The 25291-nt window shown below is 52.7% G+C and carries 19 protein-coding genes and 1 pseudogene; 2 read left to right on the forward strand and 18 right to left on the reverse strand.

What is annotated here, in order from left to right:
- Window positions 1–59: 59 nt before the first annotated feature.
- From J4864_RS05415 to J4864_RS05435, 5 genes are all read right to left on the reverse strand, one after another.
- On the reverse strand, window positions 60–1196 hold the full coding sequence (locus J4864_RS05415) for an AAA family ATPase (protein ID WP_211814001.1): 1137 nt from the start codon (window positions 1194–1196) through the stop codon (window positions 60–62).
- 150 nt (window positions 1197–1346) lie between these two features.
- The gene (locus J4864_RS05420; protein WP_211814002.1) at window positions 1347–3827 is read right to left on the reverse strand and encodes an outer membrane beta-barrel family protein; all 2481 of its coding nucleotides are present in this window, start codon (window positions 3825–3827) and stop codon (window positions 1347–1349) included.
- 591 nt (window positions 3828–4418) lie between these two features.
- Window positions 4419–5228: a DUF3108 domain-containing protein gene (locus tag J4864_RS05425; protein ID WP_007367771.1), complete on the reverse strand. Its 810-nt coding sequence runs from the start codon at window positions 5226–5228 to the stop codon at window positions 4419–4421.
- 456 nt (window positions 5229–5684) lie between these two features.
- Complete coding sequence (locus J4864_RS05430) at window positions 5685–6731, reverse strand: ribonucleotide-diphosphate reductase subunit beta (protein WP_211814003.1); 1047 nt, start codon at window positions 6729–6731, stop codon at window positions 5685–5687.
- 69 nt (window positions 6732–6800) lie between these two features.
- Window positions 6801–9323, reverse strand: coding sequence for a ribonucleoside-diphosphate reductase subunit alpha (locus J4864_RS05435; protein WP_211814004.1), 2523 nt, complete (start codon window positions 9321–9323; stop codon window positions 6801–6803).
- A 501-nt stretch (window positions 9324–9824) separates the two neighbouring features.
- Here J4864_RS05435 and J4864_RS05440 point away from each other — a divergent pair.
- The gene (locus J4864_RS05440; protein WP_246479384.1) at window positions 9825–10277 is read left to right on the forward strand and encodes a hypothetical protein; all 453 of its coding nucleotides are present in this window, start codon (window positions 9825–9827) and stop codon (window positions 10275–10277) included.
- A gap of 151 nt (window positions 10278–10428) precedes the next feature.
- Here J4864_RS05440 and J4864_RS05445 read toward each other — a convergent pair whose 3' ends face one another.
- The 13 genes from J4864_RS05445 to J4864_RS05505 form a co-directional block, all read right to left on the reverse strand.
- Window positions 10429–10635, reverse strand: a complete 207-nt coding sequence (locus tag J4864_RS05445; protein ID WP_040554616.1) for a DUF4250 domain-containing protein — start codon at window positions 10633–10635, stop codon at window positions 10429–10431.
- A gap of 106 nt (window positions 10636–10741) precedes the next feature.
- Window positions 10742–10975, reverse strand: a complete 234-nt coding sequence (locus J4864_RS05450; RefSeq protein ID WP_211814006.1) for a hypothetical protein — start codon at window positions 10973–10975, stop codon at window positions 10742–10744.
- Window positions 10976–11020: 45 nt separating this feature from the next.
- Window positions 11021–11500, reverse strand: a complete 480-nt coding sequence (gene cdd / locus J4864_RS05455; RefSeq protein ID WP_211814007.1) for a cytidine deaminase — start codon at window positions 11498–11500, stop codon at window positions 11021–11023.
- A gap of 48 nt (window positions 11501–11548) precedes the next feature.
- The gene (locus J4864_RS05460; protein WP_211814008.1) at window positions 11549–13015 is read right to left on the reverse strand and encodes a right-handed parallel beta-helix repeat-containing protein; all 1467 of its coding nucleotides are present in this window, start codon (window positions 13013–13015) and stop codon (window positions 11549–11551) included.
- 61 nt (window positions 13016–13076) lie between these two features.
- Window positions 13077–13916 carry a glutamate racemase gene (gene murI / locus J4864_RS05465; protein ID WP_211814009.1) on the reverse strand — a complete coding sequence of 280 codons (840 nt, stop codon included), beginning with the start codon at window positions 13914–13916 and terminating at the stop codon, window positions 13077–13079.
- A 14-nt stretch (window positions 13917–13930) separates the two neighbouring features.
- Complete coding sequence (locus J4864_RS05470; protein WP_211814628.1) at window positions 13931–14446, reverse strand: OmpH family outer membrane protein; 516 nt, start codon at window positions 14444–14446, stop codon at window positions 13931–13933.
- A gap of 215 nt (window positions 14447–14661) precedes the next feature.
- Window positions 14662–15165, reverse strand: a complete 504-nt coding sequence (locus tag J4864_RS05475; protein WP_004353940.1) for an OmpH/Skp family outer membrane protein — start codon at window positions 15163–15165, stop codon at window positions 14662–14664.
- A 124-nt stretch (window positions 15166–15289) separates the two neighbouring features.
- Window positions 15290–15838 carry an OmpH/Skp family outer membrane protein gene (locus J4864_RS05480; protein ID WP_211814010.1) on the reverse strand — a complete coding sequence of 183 codons (549 nt, stop codon included), beginning with the start codon at window positions 15836–15838 and terminating at the stop codon, window positions 15290–15292.
- A gap of 100 nt (window positions 15839–15938) precedes the next feature.
- Entirely contained in the window at window positions 15939–18554 is a 2616-nt protein-coding gene (locus J4864_RS05485; protein WP_007367782.1) for a BamA/OMP85 family outer membrane protein, read from the reverse strand.
- Window positions 18555–18566: 12 nt separating this feature from the next.
- The gene (locus J4864_RS05490; protein ID WP_004354129.1) at window positions 18567–19319 is read right to left on the reverse strand and encodes an isoprenyl transferase; all 753 of its coding nucleotides are present in this window, start codon (window positions 19317–19319) and stop codon (window positions 18567–18569) included.
- Window position 19320: 1 nt separating this feature from the next.
- The gene (porG, locus tag J4864_RS05495; RefSeq protein WP_211814629.1) at window positions 19321–20013 is read right to left on the reverse strand and encodes a type IX secretion system protein PorG; all 693 of its coding nucleotides are present in this window, start codon (window positions 20011–20013) and stop codon (window positions 19321–19323) included.
- Window positions 20014–20024: 11 nt separating this feature from the next.
- Complete coding sequence (locus tag J4864_RS05500) at window positions 20025–21386, reverse strand: DUF6242 domain-containing protein (protein ID WP_211814011.1); 1362 nt, start codon at window positions 21384–21386, stop codon at window positions 20025–20027.
- 308 nt (window positions 21387–21694) lie between these two features.
- Entirely contained in the window at window positions 21695–23404 is a 1710-nt protein-coding gene (locus J4864_RS05505) for a Na/Pi cotransporter family protein (protein WP_211814012.1), read from the reverse strand.
- Window positions 23405–23516: 112 nt separating this feature from the next.
- Here J4864_RS05505 and J4864_RS05510 point away from each other — a divergent pair.
- A pseudogene (locus tag J4864_RS05510) lies at window positions 23517–25183 on the forward strand (nucleoside kinase).
- Window positions 25184–25291: the final 108 nt, after the last annotated feature.

Below are 25291 nucleotides of genomic sequence, written 5' to 3' on the forward strand. Positions count from 1 at the left end.
ATATGAAGCTTGAGGCTATATCATCGTCATGTACACTTAGATGAATAGGAAACTCAGAATTATACCATCATTCTCCTTTGGAACCACTTGTGGAAAACAGGGTCGGTTATTTTCAGTTCTTCTCCTTCCTTTTCTATCAGGTCACGTTCCAGAAGGGCTGTCTTCAGCCGGTTCACATTGGAATAGCTGCCTAAATGGTACTTCTCCCGGACTTCCGACAGTGTAAAATTCTTTGTGACACCGGTGCAGATCGCACGCAGGAAGTTAAGCTGATATCCTGAGAGCGGCTCCACCATCTGCATGAAAAGCACTTCATTCGTAGCAAGAAGATCCTCCGAAGCCTGTTTTATGTCGGCCTCGTCCACACGCTCCCCTTCCTCTTTCTGTGTGTAAACAAGCCAGGACAACTGCTGTACATAAGCCGAATAATTGTCCGTGAACCTGCAGATTTCCTCTGCCAGAGCTGTGCTGATGGTCCTTTTGCCGTCTGCAAAGTGGCTGACAATATATTCCACCCATTCGGCCGTCGGAATCTTGTCCAATGCTATCAGGTCGCCGAACTGATAGAAAGGCATACTGTGGTGCAGGAAGATGCTGCCCATCAAGTGATGCTTACTACCGAAAAGACAGTAGGACACGTGCTGCTGGTGCTGCCAGACACTCCTCAGCCGTGCCTGTACCTGTTTGCTGTCGGCCATTTCGCCTATCTGCTGGAATTCATCTATGCAGACGACGATATGTTTTCCTTTCCTCACGGCAATCTTCTCGACCATTCCGAGCACCTCTTCAGGCGTATGCGTCTTCGGTGTTATCCCTAAAGAAATGGCAAAATCGCTGTTCGGTTCAGGGCTGAAGGAAATCCGCGGTGTAAGTCTGTACAGGAAGTCCCGGGCTTCTTCAAGCCACATGCTCCGCTGCGAAGCGGTCTGCTTCAACACTTCCGATGCCAGCCTGTTGTAAAAGTCGTACTCACTTTTACAGCCGAAGATGTCCAGATAAACCGTAAGGATGTTGTCGTCCGGCTCGAGTCTGCCACACACGTGTTTCACCAGGGAAGTCTTTCCCAACCGTCGCGGGGACATCAGTATGACGTTGATGCCGCCCCTGAAATCATTCAGGAGCCGTTTCGTTTCCTGCGACCTTCCAATGAAGTTGTAATCGGAGACCGCCACACCATAAACAAATTTCCTGCACATGACGTTACGTTTTCAGTTTGTTTTACGAATGCAAATATAGTAATAAAACGGCAATCACACAAGCAGGTGTCACACAAAATTGTGTGACACCTGCTTGTGTGATTGCCAATATGCTTTCTACAAGATAGTTACATATATTCTTCCATGACTTTACATACCGCCGCCGGCACCCATTCCCATGCCGTTCATCTGCTGGTCGTTCTTCTTTTCCTGGAAGTCGTTCGAAATGTTGCTCTTGTGTGTCTGGAACTGCTTCTTGGTGTTTCCGAAGTTCCAGGTGACGGTCAATGCCACCTGCTGGGCTGGAATCCGGATGTTCATACGGTTCTCGAAGCCGGCTCCACGGCTGTACTGGCTGATCTTGATCTTGCCCGTCAGCGGTACGAAATACATCAGACTGATGTCGAGCTTGTCCTTGACAAGACTCTTCGAAAGCGACGTGTTGAACATATTGAAGCCGCCGTTATACCCCTGCAGGGAATATTTCTTCGTCAGTCCACCCACGAACATACTCCATTTCAGCTTCCACGGCAAGGTCTGCTGCAGTCCCAGGAATCCCGTGGCCTGCCATCCATGGCTGTGTTCGCCCAGCTGGTTGGAACGGATGTCACCGTAATCGACTCCTCCGTTGAACATGATACGGGTCTTCGGCGTGAGGGCATAGTTCATGAAAGTAGTGAAATTCGTCCAGCGGCTGCGTACGATATTGCCGTAGGTAGTGTTCAGAACCGTCCCGTCCATGAAGGAATACTGCTCGATCTGGTTGTTGGCAAACGATTCTCCCAACGTCATGTTGACCATGAACTTCGGTGTGAAGTAGTTGAAGACAAAACTTATATTATGGCTTTTCTCAACGGCCAGGTCCGGGTTGCCATAGCTCAGCACCGTCGGGTTGGAACGGTCGACATACGGGTTGAGATAGCTGATTCCGGGGCGGGTGATGCGCATTCCGTAGTTCACACCGATGTTGAATCCTGCCGAGATATTATAAGTAAGACTGGCCGACGGCACCAGATTACCGTAGTTCTTCTTGAAGTCGCTGCCCGGACCGACGATGAACTCCACGTTCTCCCATGTATGTTCATAGCGCAGGCCGGCCTTTGCTCCGAACTTGCCCAGCGTCGCACTGTATTCGGCATACTCGGCAAGAATGTTCTGTGTATTCTTGTAATTGACGCTGTTGGCTGCATTGTAGACCTCGTTTCCGCCCGTGATGTCATAGTACTTTGAATCGGACGAGTTACGACGGGAGATGAACTTCAGGCCGGCATTCAGCGTCTGTCCCTTGCCCAGCGGCGTGGTGAAGTCCGCCTGTACCGTATGCTCCGCACCCCGTGTCTTCGCCTCGGAGTAGAGGTCGTGCAACGGAATGGTCACGTTGCCCGGTATCGGGTCGTAGACACGGCGGTTGTCGTTCTCCGCCGGAGAAGTTGTGAAAAGATAGCTCAGCATCAGGCTGCTTGTACGATCTTTGTTGAAGAAACGCTGGTAGTCCACGCTTCCGTTGAAACTCGTGTTGGTGTTCTCCATCGTCATCTCGTTGCCGTAGGAGAACCCCGCAGCTCCGTATGGACCGCCTGAGAAACGTGTCAAAGGATGCCCGTCGTTCTTCATAGAGAAAGAAGTAAGCCCTACGGAAGCACCGATGTTGCTCATCGAGTCAAGTTCATATCCCAGGCTGATGCTGTTCATCGTGAACGGGATGCGTGTATGCCCTTCCTGCCAGTAGTCCATGCGTGACCCGTCGGCCGAGGTACGGTTGATTTCCGTTACAGTCCCGTTGACCAGGGCCTTGCTGTACATGACGTTGGCACTGTAGGTAAGTTTTCCCTGCTGTCCGCTCAGGAAGCCTGAGGTGCGCCATCCCCTGCTGCTTGCTGTGAGGCTTACATTGCCGTTGTAGCCGTTCAACTTCACCTTGCCCTGACCGTCGGCATGGTTCATGACGATGTTCAGCACACCGCCGACACCTTCCGCATCGTATTTTGCTCCCGGGTTCGTAACCACCTCTATCGACTTCACGGCCGATGCCGGCATCGACTTGAATATCTGTGACGGGCTGGCCGAGAACATCACGTTGGGTTTTCCGTCCACATAGACCTTGAAGGAACTCTGGCCGTTGACGGTGATATTGTCCTGTCCGTCGACCGTCACCATCGGGACTTTGCGAAGCATATCGAGTACCGTGTTCGTCTTGGCATCGTTGTCGGACTGTACATCATATGACATCTTGTCGGTCTCCATCTTCACCAGCGGCTTCTGTGCCACCACCTCAACGCCTTTCAGCTGCTTGGCATCGTCCTGTACAAGAAGCTGTCCGAGGCTGATCGTGCCGCCTGCCGCCGTCAGCTGTACCTTGCGTACGATTTCCTTGCGCCCCATCGAGCTGAAAGAGATGAGGTAACTGCCCTGTCCGGTCACTTTCTGGGCGAACTTCCCGTCCTGTCCCGTGACCGACATGGCTACCGGCTTCTCGCTTCTTCTGCCTTTGTAGACTCTGATTGTAGCGAACGGCTCTCCCTCATGAGTCAGAGAATCGACCAGCGCACCTGAAATAACAGATGTCTGACCTTGTGCGGCCATGGAAACCAACAGCAAAACATAGGTGAAAAACAATTTTCCAATTTTCATAATAGTATGTTTTATGGATCTCAAGTTACGGTATTATAACTTTTCGCCTAAATAATAGAATCATTTAAAATTAATATTTTAAGCATACTTTGTAAGGAGGTCGACAAGACTGCCTGTCTGCAAATTCATCCTAATCAAGTGTACCACTTATATAACACACTGCAAAAGTAGGATAAATATTCTGTCCCTGCAAATGTTTTTCCTAAAAAAATAAGGTACTCATAGAAAATAATGTGCTCAACCCTTCATGCCACCTTAATTATATAGAAGCCGCATCGGATTTCGGCACTGCACTGCATTCTTTTACTGCACTCTGCTCCCTCCCGGCAATAAACAGTAAGGTTGTGCGCCCTCGAAACGACTGGTGTTGACCGACGACACGATGAGTGTCGGACATCAGTGCAACGACAGGATGCGGAACCGGTTGCATTCCCGTCACAAAATACTACGCAAACGGCCTGCCATAAGGCCATTTCCAAAAGCCTGTAAAGGGTGTGCAGACATCAAAAAGGCTTTCTCCCGTAACACAAAAAGGGTACAAGAGAAAGCCTTTCTTACCTAAGATAAAAGCAAGAAGAATGTATTTTCACCCTATCTCACCTGTGAGGTGACCGGACTGTTGATGCCTTTCATCGCTACCAGGAAGGCCTTGGCAGAACCGAACTTCAGGCGCATATCAAGGCGGACGGGGATGTGGTTCTTGTCATCAGTGACGTAAAAACTGGCAATGTCGCGCCACTTCTCGTCTTCATATTCATAATAGGTGAGACGTAGACAGCGATACTTGTGACCATTGTCAGCCTTTATGTTCTCCTTTCCTAAATAGACGATTCGGGCGGCATGCCGGCTGTTCCCATCTACGATAGGGAACTTCACCACCTCGCCTTTCTTCCAGCTTTCAGGATTAAAGCTGCGTGCCCGGAGAAAGATGCTCATCATGTCGAAAGAACAGTCATCGTAGGTGCGCTCCATCCACTGATGCTTGCCTTCATTGTTGATTCTGTGCTGGCGCAGCCTGCTCCTGCCGTTCGGATAGGAATAAAACACCTCATCCACCGTGTAACGCTTCCCTTCCCTGGCTCCCTTACGGAAGTAGAGCGGTTCCATCTGTTTCGAGTTATAGGTGAGAAGCGTGTCGCGCAGCACGAAATAATCGTCCAACCGACCGTTCCCGCGTGTGGTGAGCGAAGCACGGTAAGCCGGAATACCCTTGTAGGTGGACGAGACCGTGTACCACGATGCCGTACCCGCTTTGACCCAGATAAACTTCCAGTTGTAATAGAGGTTGTACGTCAAGTATTCGCCGCTGCTGAAAGCCGTATTGCGGAATGTACACTGTGCCGACGCACTGACAGCCGTCATTGCCAGAAGACAGACTATATAATTCTTCAGCTTTTTCATATTCTCAGTTTAATCCGTTCAACTCATATATATTCTTTATTTCTCTCTTTTAAAAGAAAAAGAATGTTTTAGTATGATAGGCTGTGGATTTGTGCAGAACTTTTCTGCCGTTTTCTTGGCAGAATGGTTATCAATCCGTGGTAGCGGCTTGTCGACAGATTGTGTTTATATTTTCTGTCTGGTAATCAGCTGCTATACCCGTTTATCCACATTTTCCACAATCGGTGCAAAGATAATAAGTTTATATCTTTTTTAGCGTGTAAGTTGTGTAAAACTTCCCTAAAACGGCGTGAATAACCCTGTGGATATCCACGATGCGCTGTCTGCTTCCGTAGCTGTGTGGATATCCACAGGGTTATGAAGGAGTTATCCACAGGTTTTTCCACAGGGTTATCAACAGGATGATATGGGTTCTGGTGGTACTGGCTGCTGCCAGAGAAGCCAGCCATGTACTCCCTACAGGTCATCCACCAGTGCCGTGCTCTTGGCGTATGCCGTGCTCTTGGCTTCAAAGAAGTCGGTCTTTACCATGTTGGCATTGGAGTACTGCCCTACCCATTTCATGTTCTCCGGCTCTTTCCGGTTGTCATCATAGAGGAAGCCGAAACCGAGGCCTGACCAGCGGAGATTACCGAGATAACGGATATAATCGGATACCATCTGTTCGTTCAGTCCCTGTACATCATTGCCGATGACGTACTGTCCCCATGCTATTTCCTGCCGTACCCCCTCACGCATCATGTCTTCATAAACCTTTATTCTATCGGGTGTGAACATATCCGGTTCCTCTTTCTTGAGTTCGAGGATGATGCTGCGGAAAAGCCAGAGATGGGTGTTCTCATCCCGGTTGATATAGCGGATTTCCTGTGCCGAGCCGGACATCTTTCCGTTCCGGCTGAGGTTGTAGAAGAACATGAAGCCGCTGTAGAAGTAGATGCCTTCGAGGATGAAGTTGGCAATGAGCGTCTTCATCAGGCTGAACTTGTCACGCTTCTCATGGAACTCGTTGTAGCAGTCGCCGATGAACTTGTTACGGTTCAGCAGGTGTTCGTCTGTCTTCCACTGGTAGAGAATGTCGTTCCGTTCCTCCGGACTGCAGATGGTATCGAGCATGTAACTGTAACTCTGGCTGTGGATACACTCCTGAAAGGCCTGGATATGCAGACAGAGGTTCACCTCGTTGGCAGTGATGTATTCGCTGACGGTCGGCAGGTTGTTGCTCTGCAGGGAATCGAGGAAGACAAGGAAGCTCAGTATCTTGTCGTAAGCCGTACGTTCTGCCTTGTCGAGCCGTGGATAGTCTTTGAAGTCCTGTGACAGGTTGATTTCCTCCGGAATCCAGAAGTTGTTCATGGCCTGTCTGTACCAGTCGCTGACCCATGAATATTTCATGTTGTTGAAGTCGTTGAGGTTGGTGGTGTTGCCACCGATCATTCTTCTCAGGCGCAGGTCGGTGTCGCCTGATGGATTGAATAATTTGTTACGTTTCAGTTTATTGTCCATTGTGTGAATATTTTAGTAGGCGGTGATAAGCGGTGATAAGCGATGATTTTAACTCCCTTGACTCCTTGCTTACGATGCGCAGCTCTCGCACTCTTCCACCTCCAGTGACTTGCTGCGGACATAGTAGAGGGTCTTGACACCGCTCTTCCAGGCGAAGAGGTAGAGGTCGAGTACCTGACGCATGGTGAAGTCGTTGGTAATGTATAAGTTCATACTTTGCGCCTGGTCGATGTGGCGCTGGCGTATGCCGGAGGCGCGGACGCTCCACTTCTGGTTGATGAGATAGGCACTCTTGTACATCCAGTAAGTCTCGTCAGACAGTTCCGGTGCGACCCGCGGGAGCATGCTTCCTTTCTTTTCCTCCAAGAAGAAACGCTTCATAATGGGATCCAGTCCGGCTGTCGTCCCTGCGATGATGCTCGTACTGCTGGTCGGAGCGACGGCAAGCAGATAGGCATTGCGCATTCCCTGCCGGGCGACCGTGCGGCGGACCTCCTGCCATTCGGCACTGCCATAGCCTCGCTTGTCGAAGTAAGCACCCGTCTGCCAGTCGCTTCCTTCAAAGAACTGATAGCTTCCTTTATCTCTGGCAAGGTCAGAACTGGCGAGGATAGCCGCCCGGTTGATGGTCTCGAAGACCTTGTCCATGAACTGCAGGTGATCCTCACTCTCCCATTTGATGCGCCGTTTGGCCAGTGCATGGTGGTAACCGCTCACGCCCAGACCTATGGAACGGTACCGCTGGTTGGTGATCCGGGCGTAGGGAACAGGATAGAAGTTGAGGCTGATGACGTTGTCAAGCGCACGGACAACTGTCGCCACCTTCTCTTTCATCTGCTCCTCGTCCTCCAATGGCAGTCTGCCAAGCGACAGACTTGCCAGGTTGCAGACCACGAACTCGCCCGGACGGGTCTTCGTGACGACAACGGTATCACCGTCTTCCGTCTCTATCTCCTTGGATATTGTTTCGATGGGAGCCATGTTCTGGGCTATCTCCGTGCAGAGATTGGAGCAGTAGATCATTCCCTTATGACCGTTGGGGTTGGCCCTGTTCACTGTATCCCGGTTGAATGTGAACGGTGTTCCGGTCTCTACAGCAGAGCGGAGGACGAGGCGGACGATGTCCTTGATGCTGATGACACGCCGCGAGAGACGCTGGTCGTTGACACAGTCAAGATACCTGCGTTCCCACTCCTCGCCGTAGCAGTCCTCCAGGCAATAGCCCTTGATGCGCATGATTTCGTTCGGACAGAAGAGCGTCCAGTTCTGATTCAGGTCTTCTTCGGCCATCTTCCAGAACAGGTCCGGATAGCAGATCGCCGGGAAAATGTCGTGTGCCTTCATGCGGTCGTCGCCGTTGTTGGTGCGGAGCTGCAGGAACTCGGGCAGATCCTTGTGCCATACATCCAGGTAAACTGCCACGGCACCCTGCCGCATTCCCAGCTGGTCTACCGCCACAGCGGTGTCGTTGACGAGTTTCATCCATCGGATGACTCCTCCCGCCACGCCCTTGAAGCCACGGATATTGCCCCCCGTGGCACGTATCTTGCCGAAGTACATCCCCATGCCGCCGCCGAACTTGCTCACCTGCGAGAAGTTGTCCAGCGAGCGGTAGATGCCGTCCAGACTGTCGGGGACAGTGTCTATGAAGCAGCTTGAGAGCTGATGGTTCGGTTTTCTGGCATTCGAGAGCGTCGGTGTCGCCATGGTCACTTCCAGCCGGCTGAGCAGGTCGTAGATGCGCCGTACCCATAGAAGCCGGTCTTCCTTCTTCTCCGGCAGGGCGAGATGCAGTGCGATACCGAGGAACATCTCCTGTACACGTTCGAGCACCTTGCCTGCATAGCTCTTGATGACATAGCGTTTCAGCAGCAGGTCGAGTCCGGAGAAGTTCAGGAGTTCATTGCGGTCAGGCTGCATGAAGTCGGCCGCCTCGTTGATTTCCTCTTCGCCGTAGTTCTGAAGGATGTAATCGCCGTAGAGCCCTTCTTCCGTCATGTATCTTACTTTCTGATAGAAGGTCTTGAGCCCCAGTTCCTCTTCCAGCCGACTGATTTTCTGTTCCGAGCGGTACGAAAGGATGCGTGCGGAAATCATTTCCCATGCCGGAGCCTCGGGTGTCGTCAGTTCCACCGCCGCCTTGATGAGTGCGTCGATGGCGTCTCTGTGCGACATCCCCGGCTTGCTGAAGCTGGCGAACTTCTCCTGAAGTGTCACCATGCTGTAAGACCTTTCACGGTATTCGCGTGCCACACGGTGCAGGACATCAGCCAGCTGGCGGTCGTCTGCCGCCCAGGCAATGTAGTTGATGGCCTGCCGCTGTTCGTTGCGCTGATAGCGGAAGAGGATGTAATTCTTCGCTTCATCGTAATGCCCGTGCTCCATGAGACATTTCTCCACACGGTTCTGTATGTCCTCGACGGTGCGCAGCCCGGGGTTGTCTGTAATGAACTGCTCTACTTCACCGACCATTCCGGCTATCTCGTTGTCTGCAATCTCCTTTCCGGTACTGATGAAACTCTTTTTAATGGCTATTGAAATCTTATTATTATTGTAGGCTTCCTTTTCACCATTGCGCTTGATTATTTCCATTTGTCCAATATGATAGTTTTCTTTTTATTCAATTTTCTGAGATTACACACTTTTTATATTATGATATAAATAATTTATTATAAGCTGTTTAATAAAATTAACGGATTAATTTTCAGCAAAGTTAAGAAAAATATATGAGAAGAAAGTTATCCATAATAGAATATTTTGATATGTTTCCAACTTTTAATTATTGTCCATATAAGAGGATAATCGATGAAAAATCATCGTATGAACGGACACGTTGACAAACTGTTTTTACGAAAGCTCCTATAGGAAACATTGCCCACTTCCATGCCTTCTTTCTTATTGTCCAAATGCGGTAATATCATCATTCGATCCTATTATTTTCATCACTTTATCGACCGATGAAGAATATGACTAAAACGACTGATTTAATGATTAAAAAGAAATTTTATGTTCTATATTAGTCCAATATTGTTCTTTTTATGTATTTTTGCAGCCGAATTTACAAACTCAATAGTACAGAACATGATGAAAAGTATGAAATTGTTTGTTGCCATCGTGGCAACAGTGTTAAGTTTTTCTTCTTGCAGCAAGGATAATGACGATCAGGTAATTCAGGACAACCCGCTGAAGAATACAGAGTGGTCTTTTGAGAGGATACAGGAAGGAAATGCGAACACGACCACCCACTGGGGATCGTTGAAGTTCGTCTCAGACACAGAAGTAGTCAATGAAAGCGGATATAAAATCACGTTCAAGAAGGTAACGCCAGACGGACACCGTCGTAAGGACGAAACGCACAGTGAAATCAACACTTACAAGTATGCCCTTGACGGTACGAAGCTGACGATGTACATTCCGGCCAGCGGAGAGCAGCAGCCTGCAACCACGCTGACCTTCCGGGTAGACCTGAAGGGCGGGACGATTACGCATACGCATAACGGAACAGAAAAGATTACAGACGAGAACATCGTTTACAAGCGCAAATAACGCTTGTGAAACATAGTAAAAAGGAGAGCCTCCCGACAGCCGCATGGACTGTAAGGAGGCTCTCCTTTTCGTTTCAGATGGCTTTGTACAGCCTGACCGACAGCGTCTTTGCGAGGCCGTTCAAGGGAGGTCGGGCAAGGACAATGGGAACTCATTGCTTCCTGTCGAAGCCGACAGGTCGGAACTGATGCTGTTCTTCGCTGTACACATATCCGGCCTTGAGCATATAATCCTTGAGGCGTTCGGGATCTTCATTGAAATTGTAGCAGAGTGATTTCAACGAATCGAATTCTCTGTCGCGCAGCAGCATATTCACGCTGCTCAGCAGTATTGCGGGGTCTTTGGGTAAATGGTCCATATCTTTGTTAGGAGTTAAAAGAGTTATAGGGAGTTAATGGAGTTATGAACTGATGTCTTTACAGCTGGCGTACCTTGATGGGAGGGCCGGGTGATCTGTTCCGTTGTCATCGGTCGTCGGTACAGACATTCCCAGCCGTCGGGAACAGGATTCCCAACTGGTTGGGAACAGGAATCCCGGCCGTCGGGAACAGGATTCCCAACCGGTTGGGAACGGAAATCCCGGCAGGTAGGAAAGACACATTCCTGCATTCCATCCATCGGATCGATTCCTGCAGCTTGTAACTTCCGGCTGTCCGTTCCCGGTCTTTCGCTTGGAACTTCCCGCTGTCGGTCTTCATTCCGTAGCCTGAGACTTCCGGCTGTCTGCCTGTGTCCTGCACCTGCTATTTCATCGATTCTCCGACAAACTGGAGCGGAAGAAGATCCTTGACAGTGCTGATGACATATACGCCTGCTGTACCGTAGAGGAGGATGCGGACCGGCTGTCTGTATCGGTCTTCAATCTCCAGAATGACCTGCCGGCAGGCACCGCAGGGTACGATCGGATCCCGCATCAGTCCGTATTCGTTGGCGGCGGCAATGGCCAGCGTGGTGATGGGCTGGTCGGGACGGGTGGACTGTGCTGCAAAGATGGCCGAACGCTCGGCGCAGAGACCTGACGGGAAGGCGGCATTCTCCTGGTTGGCACCCATGACTTCTGTCCCATCGGCAAGGAGCAGTGCAGCTCCCACACGGAACCGGCTGTAGGGAGAATAGCTGTTGGCCGTGGCATGGATGGCTGTCTGGATAAGGTGCTGGTCGGCTGCCGGCAGTTCTTCCGGCTGGCAGAAGCCGATCTTGATGCTGATGTCTATTGTCTTCATATTTGATTGTTTTTGGGCGGTGATAGGCGGGGGTAGGCGGTGATGAGCTTAATTGACAAGCAGCTCGTAGCAGCCGATGTCGGGCTTGTTGTCGCGTGGCCTGCCGTCATGGTCTGTTGTGAAACGGGAGTCGGGGAGGGGAGCAGCGGCGTTGATTGCCGGGAACTTCTCTCCTTTTTCGGGTTTCTTCAAGTGGAAATCGTAATGCTGTTTGTTGCCGTCTACCAGCACGAACTGTCTGTCTCCGCCGTCAGGATGATCCTTGCTGTTCTCCCATAGTACATCCGTGAAACGGGCAAGCAGTGCAGGCTTGTCCGGCTTCGGAGTGCGGAGGATACAGTGGTCGAACTGGTAATTGGCCGTCACTTTCTCCTTGTTGCCACCCATGAGCACATCGTCTGAATAGCCCGTTACAAGGGAGTTCCTGACGTTGAAGACCTGCAGGGGATAGTCTTTCCCGCTGCTGTGATTGCCGAAGCTCAATGCCGCACCGCGGTTTCCGTCGAACGGATAGAACTGGGCGAACGTGCAGTGTGTCAGTGTCACATCGCCGCCGATGAAGGCCGCACAGTCTTTCAGTGTGTTGGAGAACTGCGTGTTGTAGGCCTCGATCTTGCAGTTTATCGCCTGCAGACCGTAGCCCTGACAGTTGTGGACGGTGGAATTGGCAAGTGTCAGCTTCGTCCGTTCCGTCGTCGCCGTATCGCAGAGAATACCGTCGTAGGCCGAATGGATGTCCGTATGTGTGAGGCTGTTGTCGTAACTGTCCTTGTGGAAGCGGATGCCGTGCCACTGACCGCTCACACGGTCGTACGGCAGATAGGGAAACAGCTTGTCCAGGCGGTCGCCACGGAGTGTCACGGGTTTTTCGGCCGTCCCTTCGCAGTGCAGTGTACCGTACACATCGATTGCAGCCTTGTTGGAGAAATAGACCGTCATGCCTGCCGGAATGGTCAGCGTAGCTCCTGCCTCCACTTTCAATGTGTCCTGGAAGACAATGGGTCTGGTACCGGTCAGCGTGGTGTTCGACGTGATTTTCCGTCCCTTTACGAGTTCTGCATCCCAGCTGTAGATCCTGAGATTTACTTTCTGCTGTACGCCGCTCTCGAGCGTGAATGCAAGGTTGTCTGTCAGCAGCTGCGGCGTGGCAGCGTTGTTTCTGGGCGATGTCATCTCCACGAAGACACGGATGCTGTCTTTGTCGCGCACCTCCAGTCCGCTGGCCTGATAACCGTTGGCAGCAGACAGCTCTACGCCGTCCACGTTCACTCGGAAGCCCGTCTGGTTGCCTTGTTCCAGCCGGACGCTGTTCAGGCGCAGTCCGTCTCCCGAGCGGTTGTATGCCCAGAAGGTCTTTGTCGATGTGGGGACGTTCGAGAAAGTGGTGTCAAGCCGCAGTGTATCGGTCTGGAATGAGAGCAGGTTACTCCTCGATGTCGTGAACGTATCGTCATCGGAGCAGGCTGCCAGCAATGCCATGGCTGAAAGGAACCATCCTATGGATAACTTCTTCATTCTTTATTTTTTTTGTTCTTATCTAACGGACTGACAGCCTTTTTTATTGCTTTCCGCAGCCTTACTCCAGGTCGATGTGTCCCACATCGACTTCCTCGTGCAGGAAGATGCGTGCGGTCTCCTTGAATTTCTCCGGATTCTCGGTCGTGAGGTATTTCACTGTCGACTGCTTCGTGCAGCGGGCATCCATTTCAGGATGGCGGCGTAAATAATCCCGCAGGCTCTCGGCGACGTATTCTCCCTGTGGGATGATGCGCACGCCATGTGGCGCATGCTTCAGGATCTTCGGCATGAGTATGGGATAATGCGTACAGCCGAGGATCAGACTGTCAATCTGCGGGTCGATGCGCATGATGTGGTCGATGCGTTTCTTCACGAAATAGTCGGCGCCGGGGCTGTCGGCCTCGTTGTTCTCGATGATGGGTACCCACAACGGACACGGCACGCCTGTCACCTTGATGTCCGGCCACAGCTTCCGGATTTCCAGGTTGTAGCTGTTGCTCCTGACGGTGCCCTCTGTTGCGAGCAGTCCCACATGCCGGGAACGGGTGAGCCTGCCGATGATTTCAGCCGTCGGACGGATCACCCCCAGCACTCTGCGGTCCGGGTCGAGGGCGGGGAGGTCGTTCTGCTGTATGGTACGGAGTGCCTTGGCCGAAGCCGTGTTGCAGCCCAGGATGACCAGCTGGCAGCCCAGTCCGAAGAGTTTCATCACCGCCTGCCGTGTGAACTGGTAGACAATGTCGAACGAACGGGAGCCGTAGGGGGCACGCGCATTGTCGCCTAAATAGATGTAGTCGTACTCCGGGAGCAGCTGGCGGATGCCGTGCAGGATGGTCAGACCGCCGTAACCCGAGTCGAACACGCCGATGGGTCCCGGCTGTTGGGAATACTTCGTCATGTTTCTGTCTTGTGTTATTTCAGTACTGCGATCAGTGCATCGGTAATGTCTTCTCCCATCGAAGGGCTGGCGAAGGGGAGGCTGTTGTCGTCTGTGTTGAGGATGAAGGCATATCCGCTCTCCTTTCCCATCTCCCGGACTGTTGCGTCGAGTTTCCCGCGGACAGGTGCATAGAGGTCTTCTTCAGCCTTTTTCAGCAGCCGTTCCGACTCTTTCCGGAACGTGATGTTGCGGTCCATGAGTTCTTCCAGTTCAGCCTGCCGTTTGCGGAGGATGGACGGTTCCAGCTTGCGCTGCACGTCGAGGAAGTCCTCGTAGCGGCTGTTGAAATCGTCTACGGAACGCTTGGTCTCGGCATCATATTTCGCTTTCAGCTCATTCAGGCTGCGGGTCGCCGCGGCATAGTCGGCCATGGCATGGAGCACCTTTTCGTAGCTGAAGTAAGCGAACTTGAAGACGGGTGTGCTCTGCTGGGCAGCTGCCAGTAACGGCAGCAGCAGCATGGCGAGGGAGAAGAACAGCTTTTTCATCATGTGTGCGATTGTCTTTTCTGTTGTTTGAATACGGGGAATGAAGTCGTGGCACGAGCAGAACGGTTACTGTCTCTGCCATTCATAGAATATGTGAATACGAAAAATGAGGTCATCGCAAGAATGGAAATCCGTGCGGTGACCTCACCCTTTTCCTCGCAGGCAGTGCCTGTCTGCGAGGAGCGACAACGGGGCAAAGGCTCCCGTACCTGTTTTTACTTCATCTTGGCAAGCTGGGCCTTTACCTCTGCGGTAACGTCCTTGCTGAGTGCCTCGTTGATGTACAGAGGCTGGCCGGCAGCCTTCTCCATGATGTAGACATAGTTTCCGGCCTTGGCAACTGCTGCGATGGCATTGCGTACTTTCTCAAGAACCGGGCCGAGCTGCTTCTGCTGCTCCTCGTTGAAAGCCTTCTGGTTGTCCTGTGCTGTCTGCTGGATCTTGTTGTACATATCCTGCAGGTTCTTCTCTGTCTCAGCCTGTTTGGTGGCATTCATCGTGCTCTTTGTCTTGTCGTAAGCCTGTGCCTGACGCTGCAGTTCAGCCTGCATGTCTTCCAACTGCTTCTGGTATTCCTTGCCCTTGGCTTCCAGTTTGCTCTGGACGGCTGTAGCCTCCGGAAGCGACTGGAGGAGTGCCTGTGAGTCAAGGTGACCGAACTTCTGTGCGAACAATGTCATCGGCGCACAGAGCATCAACATCAAAAATAACTTTTTCATTTCTTCTTTATTGTTTAGTTGTTTGTTGTTCTTTTGCTTGGTTATCTGAAAGGGCTTGCCTTTCCGGCTTTCTAACCTTTATAGCTTTCCTAGTCTTTGCTGGCCTTGCTGTCTTCCCCACCCTTTACTGGTAGGAATAGCCCAGTTTCTGCAGCACCTCATTGCTGATATCTATTTTCGGCGAACCGTAGATGATTCCTGTGGCATTGCTCGAACGGTCGATGACAAGACTGTAGCCGCGCTGGTCGGATATGTCTTTGACGGCATTGTAAATCTCGTCCTGGATGGGAGTGATCAGGCTTGTACGCTTCTTGAAAAGCTCGCCTTCCGGACCGAAGTACTTGCGTTTGAGGTCGGATGCCTGCTTTTCCTTGGCCATGATGGCTTCCTGCCGTTTCTTCTTCTGGTCCTGGGATAGGAAGACAACCTCGTTCTGATAGTTCTTGTACATCGTGGATGCCTCTGTATTGAGTGCTTCAACTTCCGCCTGCCATTTCTTGCTGACCTGGTTCAGCTGTTCATTCGCACGCTCGTAAGCCGGTACATTCTTGAGGATATACTCCATGTCGATGAGTGCAAACTTCTGTGCAGAAGCGGTTAAAGGCAAAAGCGTGAAAAGGTAAAGAGGCAGAACAAACCTCAATACGGTCTTCAATATCTTCTTCTTGTTCATCTTTCTTTTTATGTTTACTTTAAAATCCAAAGTTCATAATTATTGTTATTCCTCATTCAAAGTCCAAACCTCAAATCTCAAACCTCAAACCTCAAACCAATCAGAATTCCTGTCCGAGGATAAAGTGGAACTGGCTGCCGCCCTTTGTTCCGAACACCTTGTCGAAGCCGTAAGCCCAGTCGATGCCCATCAGGCCCACCATCGGCAGGAAGATGCGGACACCCAGTCCGGCTGAACGTTTCATGTCGAACGGATTGAACTTGCTTGTCTCTGTCCACGCATTTCCGGCTTCGACAAACCCAAGCCCATAGATGGTGGTGTTGCCGAGAAGGAACGGATAGCGGAGTTCGAGTGAGAGGCGGTCGTAGGCATAGCCCTCGGCACCGTAGGGAGTGAGCGATCCGTTCTCGTAACCACGAAGACCGATGGTCTCTTCGGCATATCCTGTGGAGTAACCGCTCATGCCGTCTCCACCCATATAATAGGTTTCGAACGGACTCTTCTTGTTCTTGTTGTAACTGCCCAGCAGACCTAGCTCGACACGCGTCATGAGGACAAAGCACTTCTGTCCGCTGGTGAGCGCCGTGAAGGTACGTGCCTTGAACTTCCACTTGTGGTACTCCACCCAGCGGTATTTCTCCTGCTGTTCCTGTGAGTAGGTTGGAGAGTTGCGGTCGGTTGCCAGGTGAGCATAGTCCTTTCCGTCCCATTTCGACCAGGGCGGAGTGATGGTCAGCGACACCGTGAAGTCCGAACCGCGGCGCGGGAAGAGCTGGTTGTCGGTTGATGTACGGTTGAGCGAGATGTTGAGGTTCAAGTTGTTCGCCGAACCGTTCGACATGATGAAGTAACGCCAGTTGCGCAGCATATAACGCTGGTACTGTAGCTGGAGCGACAAGGTGAAGTAGTCGTCAGGCCAGTTCAGACGTTTTCCCCAGCCCACGTAGAATCCCAGGAGTTTCACATACTTGCCGGGGTCATAATAATTCTCGTAGCTGTTGTAATTATAGTTGCCGTAACCGTAACGGTAGTTGTTGTAGTTGTTCAGGTAACCACTGTTGTAATAGTTGCTCGACACATCCGTCTGCTTTGAGAAAGACACACCCACATTGAACTGGATAGGACGCTTGCCTCCGAGCCAGTTGGTGGAGTACTGTGCATTGTACGACTGATAGTAAGTACCATTCGTCTGTGCGCCCAGCGAGAGTGTCTCGCCGTCTCCGATAGGCATGATGCCCCGGTGTTCACGGTTCTTGCGGAAGAGGTTGGCCATCGAGAAGTTGGTCAGTTTCAGACCGACACGGCCGATGACACCTGTCTGACCCCAGCCCAGTGATAGCTCCACCTGGTCGTTTGACTTCTGCTTGAGGTTGTAGTTGATGTCCACCGTACCGTCCTCATAGTTCGGTTCCGGTACCGGATTGATGGCTTCCGGGTCGAAGTGCCCCATGGAAGCCAGCTCACGTGCCGAACGCTGGAGGGCCTCCTTTGAGAAGAGATCGCCCGGCTTTGTACGCAGCTCACGGCGGACGACATTCTCATAGAGACGGTCGTTGCCGTTGATTTTCACACGGTTGATGTGTGCCTGCTGCCCTTCATAGATGCGCATCTCAAGGTCGATGGAGTCGCCGACAATGTTGACCTCCGTCGGCTGGAGATTATAGAAGAGGTAACCGTTGTTCCAGTAGGCGTTGCCCACAGCGTCCTCATCCTGCGAAAGGCGTTTGTTCATGTAGGTCTGGTTGTACACGTCCCCTTTCTTCATGTCGAGCAGGCGGGACAGGTAATCGGTCGAATAGACCGTATTGCCCACCCAGGTGATGTTTCGGATGTAATACTTCTTGCCCTCATCCACTTTGATATAGATGTCGACGTGCTTCGGGTCAACGTTCCATACACTGTCCTTCAGGATGGTCGCATCACGGAAACCATATTCGTTGTACTTCGTGATGAGCTTCTTCTTGTCTTCCGCCCAGCGTTCGGGAGTGAACTTCTTCGACTTCAGGAAGCTGGACAGTTTGCCGGCTTCATGCGTCTTGCTGAATGCCCCCTTTGTGAACAGCGAACCCTTGATTTTCTTGTCGCCCAGCTGGTTGTCTCCGTCAATGGTTATCTTGCGAACCTTCAGTTTCTCCTTCTTGTCCACGTCAATATCCAGGATTACCTGGTTCTTGGCAGCGACATCGTCACGCTGACGGATATTGATTTCGGCATTCTTGTAGCCTTTCTCATCAAAGTACTTCTTGGCGAGAACCCTGGCCCGGTCGATCATGTTAGGCGTGATCTGTCCGCCCTTCAGCAGTCCGAGCTTCTTCTCCATGTCCTCTCGTTCCGTCTTCTTCAGTCCGTTGTAGTTGATGGTGGAGATACGCGGCCGTGGTGCAAGATGTATCTTCAGATAGATGTTGTCGCCCACGATGGAGTCTGCCGTGATGGAAACGTCGGAGAATAATCCATGCTTCCAGTAGCGTTTCACGGCATCCGTGACAGCCGTCCCCGGTACCTCCAGCTCCTGTCCGATGCTGAGCCCGGATATGCCTGTGAGGACATAATCCTCATAGCCCTCGATACCGGTAACGGCCAGTCCTGCGAGTTTGTAGGTCTTAGGCGTACCGGAATAAGTGATGTCTGGGTTTACGATTTTCTCCTGTGCGCCTGCCGCAAGTGTTATTCCGGAGAGGGCAAGGAGCAGCAACACCTTATTTATATTCGTCATCTGTCGCGTAACTTATTTGTTTTCGTTTTCTTCTACTTGTTTCTCTGTCTTTCCGAACCGTCGCTGCCTGCTCTGGAAGCTCGTGATGGCTTTCTGCAGGTCGTGTTCGCTGAAGTCGGGCCAGTAGGTATCACAGAAGTAAAGTTCTGAATAGGCTATCTGCCAGAGCAGGTAATTGGAGATACGCAGCTCTCCGCCTGTCCTGATCAGGAGGTCGGGATCGGGCATGAAGTTCGTCTGCATATGTCTGTCCAGCAGCTCTTCGGTTATCATTTCGGGACGAAGCGGGACGGCATTCTCCTGCTGATGTTCCGTGACAATCTCCTTCATCGCCTGTGTTATCTCCCATCGTGCGCTGTAGCTCAGGGCTACGACCATCGTCATGGCGGCGTTCTTCTCCGTGTGCTGTTCGGTCTCACGAAGTTTCTCCTGCACTTCTTCCGGCAGCCTTTCCCGGTCGCCGATGACACGGAAGCGTACGTTGTTCTTCATGAAGATCTCGTCTTCCAGGGAAGTCAGCACGAGGCCCATCAGTGCGGCGATTTCATCCGTCGGACGGTTCCAGTTCTCCGTGGAGAAGGTGTAGAGTGTGAGGTACTTCACACCCAGCCGCACGCATTCCGATGTGATGCGGCGCACGGTCTCCACTCCTGCCTGGTGTCCGTAGGAGCGCGGTTTGTTGCGTTCTGTTGCCCACCGGCCGTTGCCGTCCATGATGATGGCGATGTGCCGGGGTATTCGTGTCATGTCCAATTCTTCTACCATATTACTCGTCCTCGTTATGACAGGTCCTGCACTTTGCCATGAAGCTGTAGGAGAGCGTCAGCTGGAGCGTTGAATAGCAGTCGGTGTTCTTGAACAGTCCGCTGCTTTTGATTCCATAGGGGTCTTTCTGCCCGTCGAGTTCGTCACTGAGCGAGAAGTGCATGGCCCATTCCAGCCCGACATTCGTCCGGTCGCCTATCTTGTATTTCACGCCTATGCCTATGGGGAGGCTGGCGGATAAGGCAGACTTGCGGTCGCCGTTTTTTATGCTGACATAGGTGGCTCCCAGTCCTATCGTCGTATAGGGCGACAGCCGCTGTGCCCCCCGGTAGTCGCGGCCGGTACCGTAGGGCAGGAAATTATACTCGTATGCGATGCCTACATCGACCAGTGAATTGCTGAATGAATAAGGAGCAGAGGCAAAGCGGGGGTAATAGGTCTTTACGTCAGCCGACGACCCTTTCATCTTTCCGAATGAAACGTTCATCTTCAGTCCCATGTACGGACTGAGGTTGTATCGGGCAAGTACAGTCCCCATGGGCTGCAGATCATTTGTCAGCGAGCTGTTGAAATCGCCCAGATAGCCCATCATGCCCACACCGGCACCCGCCTCCATCCTGTATTCCGGATCCGACTGCGCCCACATGGACACAGCAGCGAGGAGAAAGAGCAGACCGGTGACAGTACGTTTCATCATATTCTTCTTTATTCTGTCATGCGGTCCAGGTTCAGCTTCCAGCCTACCCTGTTGAGTCTGCCGCGCCATACTTTCGTACTGCTGACAATCCAGATGTATCCGTCATTGTCGGCTGCGGCGGTAAAGGTCGCCGCCGGCTGAGCTTCCTTGGGATAGGAGAAGCTCTTGTCGCTTTTCCAGGTGATGCCGCCGTCGCGTGAGAGCAGCATCGGTCCGAAGCTCCCGCCGGCCTTTGTGCCCAGTGCGAGAGCGGCATCGTCGTAGCCTACGACGGTCAGGTTGCCGTAGAGCGGCAGCAGATACTTGTCTGCGCTGCTTTCTACATAGGACCATTTCGCCCCCTGCCGGTACGACAGTTTCGTCCAGGAAACGTTCTTCTTCCCGTCTGCGGTCGTGCCTACAAGCAGTACCCGGTTCACGCCGTTGGAAGCGTCCGATACCGTATAGCTGACGTTGCCGGCCGGGAGGAGCGATGCGTCGCTGTCCAGTGTCTCGTCCGTCCATGTTACCCCTTTGTCCTTTGAGGCCATGAGGCTGCCCGCCACGTTCAGTGCGAACAGCTCTGCCGGCGATGCTGCCACCAGCTGCTTCAGGCTGCTGTTCGTCGCGACGGCCGTCCATGTGTTGCCGTCGGCCGAGCTGTACACCGTCCCGTTGTCGATGACGAAGAGGCTGCCGTCCTGTACGGCGATGCTCTTGTACGCATCCGCCGTGAAGGAACGTCCCAGTCCTGTCCAGCTGTTTCCGTCAGCTTTCGACGTGACGTAGCCCGTGGTCTGCGTGCCGTCCGTACCGAACACGAATATCCTGTCGCCGGTGCTGACGGCCTTCATAGCCGTGAAGGAGGCGAAGCCGCTGTTGTCCTGCATTGTCTTCCAGCTGAAGACGTTGCCCCTCTGCTTATGTACATTGACTGAGATCTTGTATTCACGGTACGCATAGCCGCCGTTCGCATAGACACGGAAGGTACGCGGCTGTGTGAAATCGATGGAGTCGTTGCTTCTGTAATAAGAGAGCGATGCGTCCTTGACAGACTGGATGGCAACCGTTCCGGCGTTCTTCGCCGTGATCTTCGCCAGCACGTGAGCGGCATCCGTCCCGTAGGGCAGCGAGTCGGGGTTGTAGATCAGTCCCTGCATCTGGTCGATGTAGAACTTCACCTTTCCCGCATCGTATTTCGCCTTGTACGTACTGTCTTTCCCGGCTTTCGTCACCGTGTCGCGCACCTGCTTCAGCTGTCCGAGGGAGAAGCCGGTAATGGCGGTGTCCTTGTAACTTGCACGCTCGTTCCCGTCGTTGTCATTCAGGCAGGAAGTCATTGCGAACGTAGCCGTAAGCAGGGCTGCGAGGGTATATATCTTATTACGCATCAGATACTAACAATTGAATTTAGCTGCAAATTTAATCAGAAATCTTCAGAATCAGCGTCTTTTAAGAGGTTAATTATGTAAAATATGGAAATTATCCGTGTTTTTTAGGTTTGTTTACCAATGAGGGCAAGGCTGTCCCCCGTCCGTTCCCTGCGTGTCTGATTCCATGTGGATTGTGTTTCTGACCTGAAGGACCCATCATGTCATCCGTTCCGTCCGTGAACATACGGAAAGCCCCCGTCCTCCTGAAGGAAGACGAGGGCTTCTGTTTTGCATGATGTGTCATTAGATGAATCGCAGTCGCCTGCTCATGCTTCCTGCTGGCGTACTCCCATACGGGCCTCGACGACGTTGACGACGTAGTCGCCCAGCTTCTCACACTCCTGGATGATGTCCATGTACATCGTGCCGATGGCGTATGTGTATTTGTGGTCGTTGACATCGTTGATGTTCTGCGAGCGCAGCTGGTTGCGGTAGTTGTTGATTTCGTTCTCGATGTTGAACGATCGGTTCACGTCGTTGTCCTGCCGGTGACCGACAAGGATCCGGTTCATCTGCGTCAGGGCATCGTCCGTCAGTTCGAACATCTGGTGCATGTGGTCATACTGCTCCTCGGTGAAGTCTTCCTTGCCGCGGATGCGCCGGCTCTCGGTCCGGGCAATGTTGTAGCAGGCGTCGCCGATGCTCTCCAGCTCGGAGATCTCACGGAGCATGGAGCGTACCTTGTCCTTCGTTTCGTCGCTCAGATGGGCATTGGAGACCTGGTCGAGGTACTTCGCGATCTCAATCTCCATGTTGTCCGAGATGCCCTCGTATTTCTCTATGCGGGTGAAGATCTTGTTGAACTTGTCCGTGTCGGCCTCACCGAGCAGCTCACGCACCATGCCGAACATACGCTGGATGCGTTCTGCGAAGGACTTGATCTCCTTGGAAGCCTCCAGCACAGACAGCTCCGGAGTCTTCATGATGCCCGCCTGTATGAAGTGCAGACGGAATTCGTCCTCGTCTTTGTTGGCCTTCGGCTTGATGATCTTGCAGACGAGCTTCTCCAGGTACTTGATCGGCCCGACGAGGACGAGCGTGTTCGTGACATTGAACGTCGTATGGAAGGCAGCCAGCACGAAGCTCAGCTTGGCGGCGTTGGCGGCAAAGCCGGCGGCGGTCTTCGGCATATCGACATCGTAGCCTACCCAGCTGCAGACCATGTTGATGAAAGGATGGAAGACGCACAGCACCCAGATGACGCCGAAGACGTTGAACACCATGTGCGCCATTGCCGCCCGCCGCGCCTGCGTGTTGGCGGTCAGTGCGGCGAGGTTCGACGTGACGGTCGTACCGATGTTCTCGCCCAGCACCAGTGCGATGCCCTGGTAAATCGGCAGTACGCCGGTGGAACAGAGGATCATCGTGATGGCCATGATGGCGGCGGAACTCTGCACGCACATCGTCAGTACGCTGCCGATGAGCAGGAACACGATGGTCGTGAAGAAGCTCCTGGGGTCGAACTGGCTGAAGAAGTCGAGCACGGCCTGGTTGTGGGCCAGGTCCATGTCGATGCCTGCCTGGCGCAGTGTTCCCAGTCCGAGGAACATGAACGACACGCCGAAGAGGAAGTCGCCGATGAGCTTGCGCTTCTTGGAGTAGATCAGGACAATGCCGATGAAGAAGGCCGGCCACACGAAGTCGGTGATGTTGAACGAGAAGCCGGCCGACATGATCCATGCCGTGAGTGTCGTGCCGATGTTGGCACCCATGATGACCGAGATGGCCTGCACCAGTGTCAGCAGGCCGGCATTCACGAAGCTGACGGTCATCACCGTCGTCGCCGTCGACGACTGCACGGCGGCCGTGATGAACGTTCCCGTAAGGATTCCTGTAAAGCGGTTAGTAGTCATTGCACCAAGGACGTGGCGCAGCTGTGGACCTGCCATTTTCTGCAGGCTCTCGCTCATTGCCTTCATACCGAACATCAGCAGTGCCAATGCGCCAATGAGCTTAAAAAAAATCCAAATCGACATATAATTTTTTAATTTGTGACGTCTATTCTTTGGAAATCTGCAAAACTTTGGCTAATTTTACCCTCCGTTTACAAAACGGACCTTTTGTCCACCGACAACCGTTCAATCAATCATGATGATGAAACAAGTACTGCAAATCCGCTGCAAAAATAACAAAAAAGTCTGAAAGTCCCAATCGGAAGTACACTTTCTGACATTTACAAGGAAAATAATCTCCAGATGACTTACGGTCCCGTGAGCGCCAAGGTAAATAACAAGGTGGAGGGACTGCACTACCGTGTCTACCACAACAAGGATGTGGAATACCTCGACCTGCACGCGCCCTCGGGCATCCGCACTTACACCCGTTCGCTGTTTCTCGTGCTGTGCAAGGCCGTCCACGATCTCTATCCGGGCAGCAGCGTAGTCATCGACATCCCCGTCTCGAACGGCTACTACTGCAATCTGAAGCTCGGACACGCCGTTGCGCCCGACGACGTGCGCCGCATCCGCACCCGTATGCAGGAAATCATCGCCGCCCGCCTGCCCATACAGCGTTTTGAGACCACGACGGAAGAAGCCGTCGAAATGTTCAACCGTCTCGGCGACGGGCAGAAGGCAAAGCTCCTGCGCAGCAGCGGCACGCTCTATTCGGTCTATTACGTGCTCGACGATTACAAGGACTATTACTACGGTTCGATGCTCACTGACACCGGACAGATCCACCTCTTCGGGCTGGAACCCTACTTCGACGGTGTCCTCCTGCGCATCCCTTCCGCACAGGATCCCTCCCGGCTGGGCGAACTGATACGCCAGGACAAGATGTTCGAGGTGTTCAAGGAACATCACCGCTGGCAGGGCATCCTCGGCATCAAGACCGTAGGCGACTTCAACGAAGCCGTGAAGAACGGATTTTCCACCGACCTCATCAACGTCAGCGAGGCGTTGCAGGAGAAGAAAATATCGCAGATCGCCGACACGATTGCCTCCAGGAAAGAGATCAGGGTCGTCCTCATCGCAGGACCTTCCTCCAGCGGCAAGACGACCTTCTGCAAGCGGCTCTCCGTGCAGCTGCTCGCCAGCGGCGTGAAGCCCGTGCAGATTTCGCTGGACGACTACTTCGTACACCGGGAAGACACACCGAAGGACGAGAACGGAGAACTCGACTACGAGAGCATCCATGCACTGAACATCCCGCTCATCAACGAGCAGTTCAACGCCCTCTTCCGGGGCGAGGAGGTGGAACTGCCGAAGTATAACTTCCAGACAGGAATGAGCGAGAAGAGCGGGAAGAAGCTGCATCTGGACGAGAACAACGTGCTCGTCGTGGAGGGCATCCACGGCCTGAACCCCCTGCTGACAGCACAGATTCCCGACGAAAAGAAGTTCAAAATCTATGCTTCAGCCCTCACCACCATCCTCCTGGACGACCATAATTATATCCCGACAACCGACAACCGCCTCCTGCGGCGCATCGTACGCGACTACAAATACCGTGGCTGTTCGGCGCAGGAGACCATCCACCGGTGGCCCAGCGTGCGTGCCGGAGAGGGCAGATGGATATTCCCTTATCAGGAACAGGCCGATGTAATGTTCAATACCGCCATGCTCTTCGAGCTGGCCGTCATCAAGCCGCAGGCCGAGGAGGTGCTGGAACAGGTGCCCGAGAACTGCGAGGAGTATGCCGAAGCCTACCGGCTGCGCAAGTTCCTCCGGTATTTCTCTCCCCTTCCCTTCCGTGCCCTTCCGCCTACCTCGCTGCTGAGGGAGTTCCTCGGAGGCAGCTCGTTCAAGTATTAGAGACACGTTTTCTGCCGCCGCTCATATTTGAAAACAAGACGGAAGGCAGCCGTCCCCCGGCATGGACCGTCCGGTCCGGAACATGAAACCGTACGGGAACACGGTTCC

The sequence above is a fragment of the Prevotella multiformis genome (genome assembly GCF_018127985.1).
Classification (GTDB): Bacteria; Bacteroidota; Bacteroidia; order Bacteroidales; family Bacteroidaceae; genus Prevotella; species Prevotella multiformis.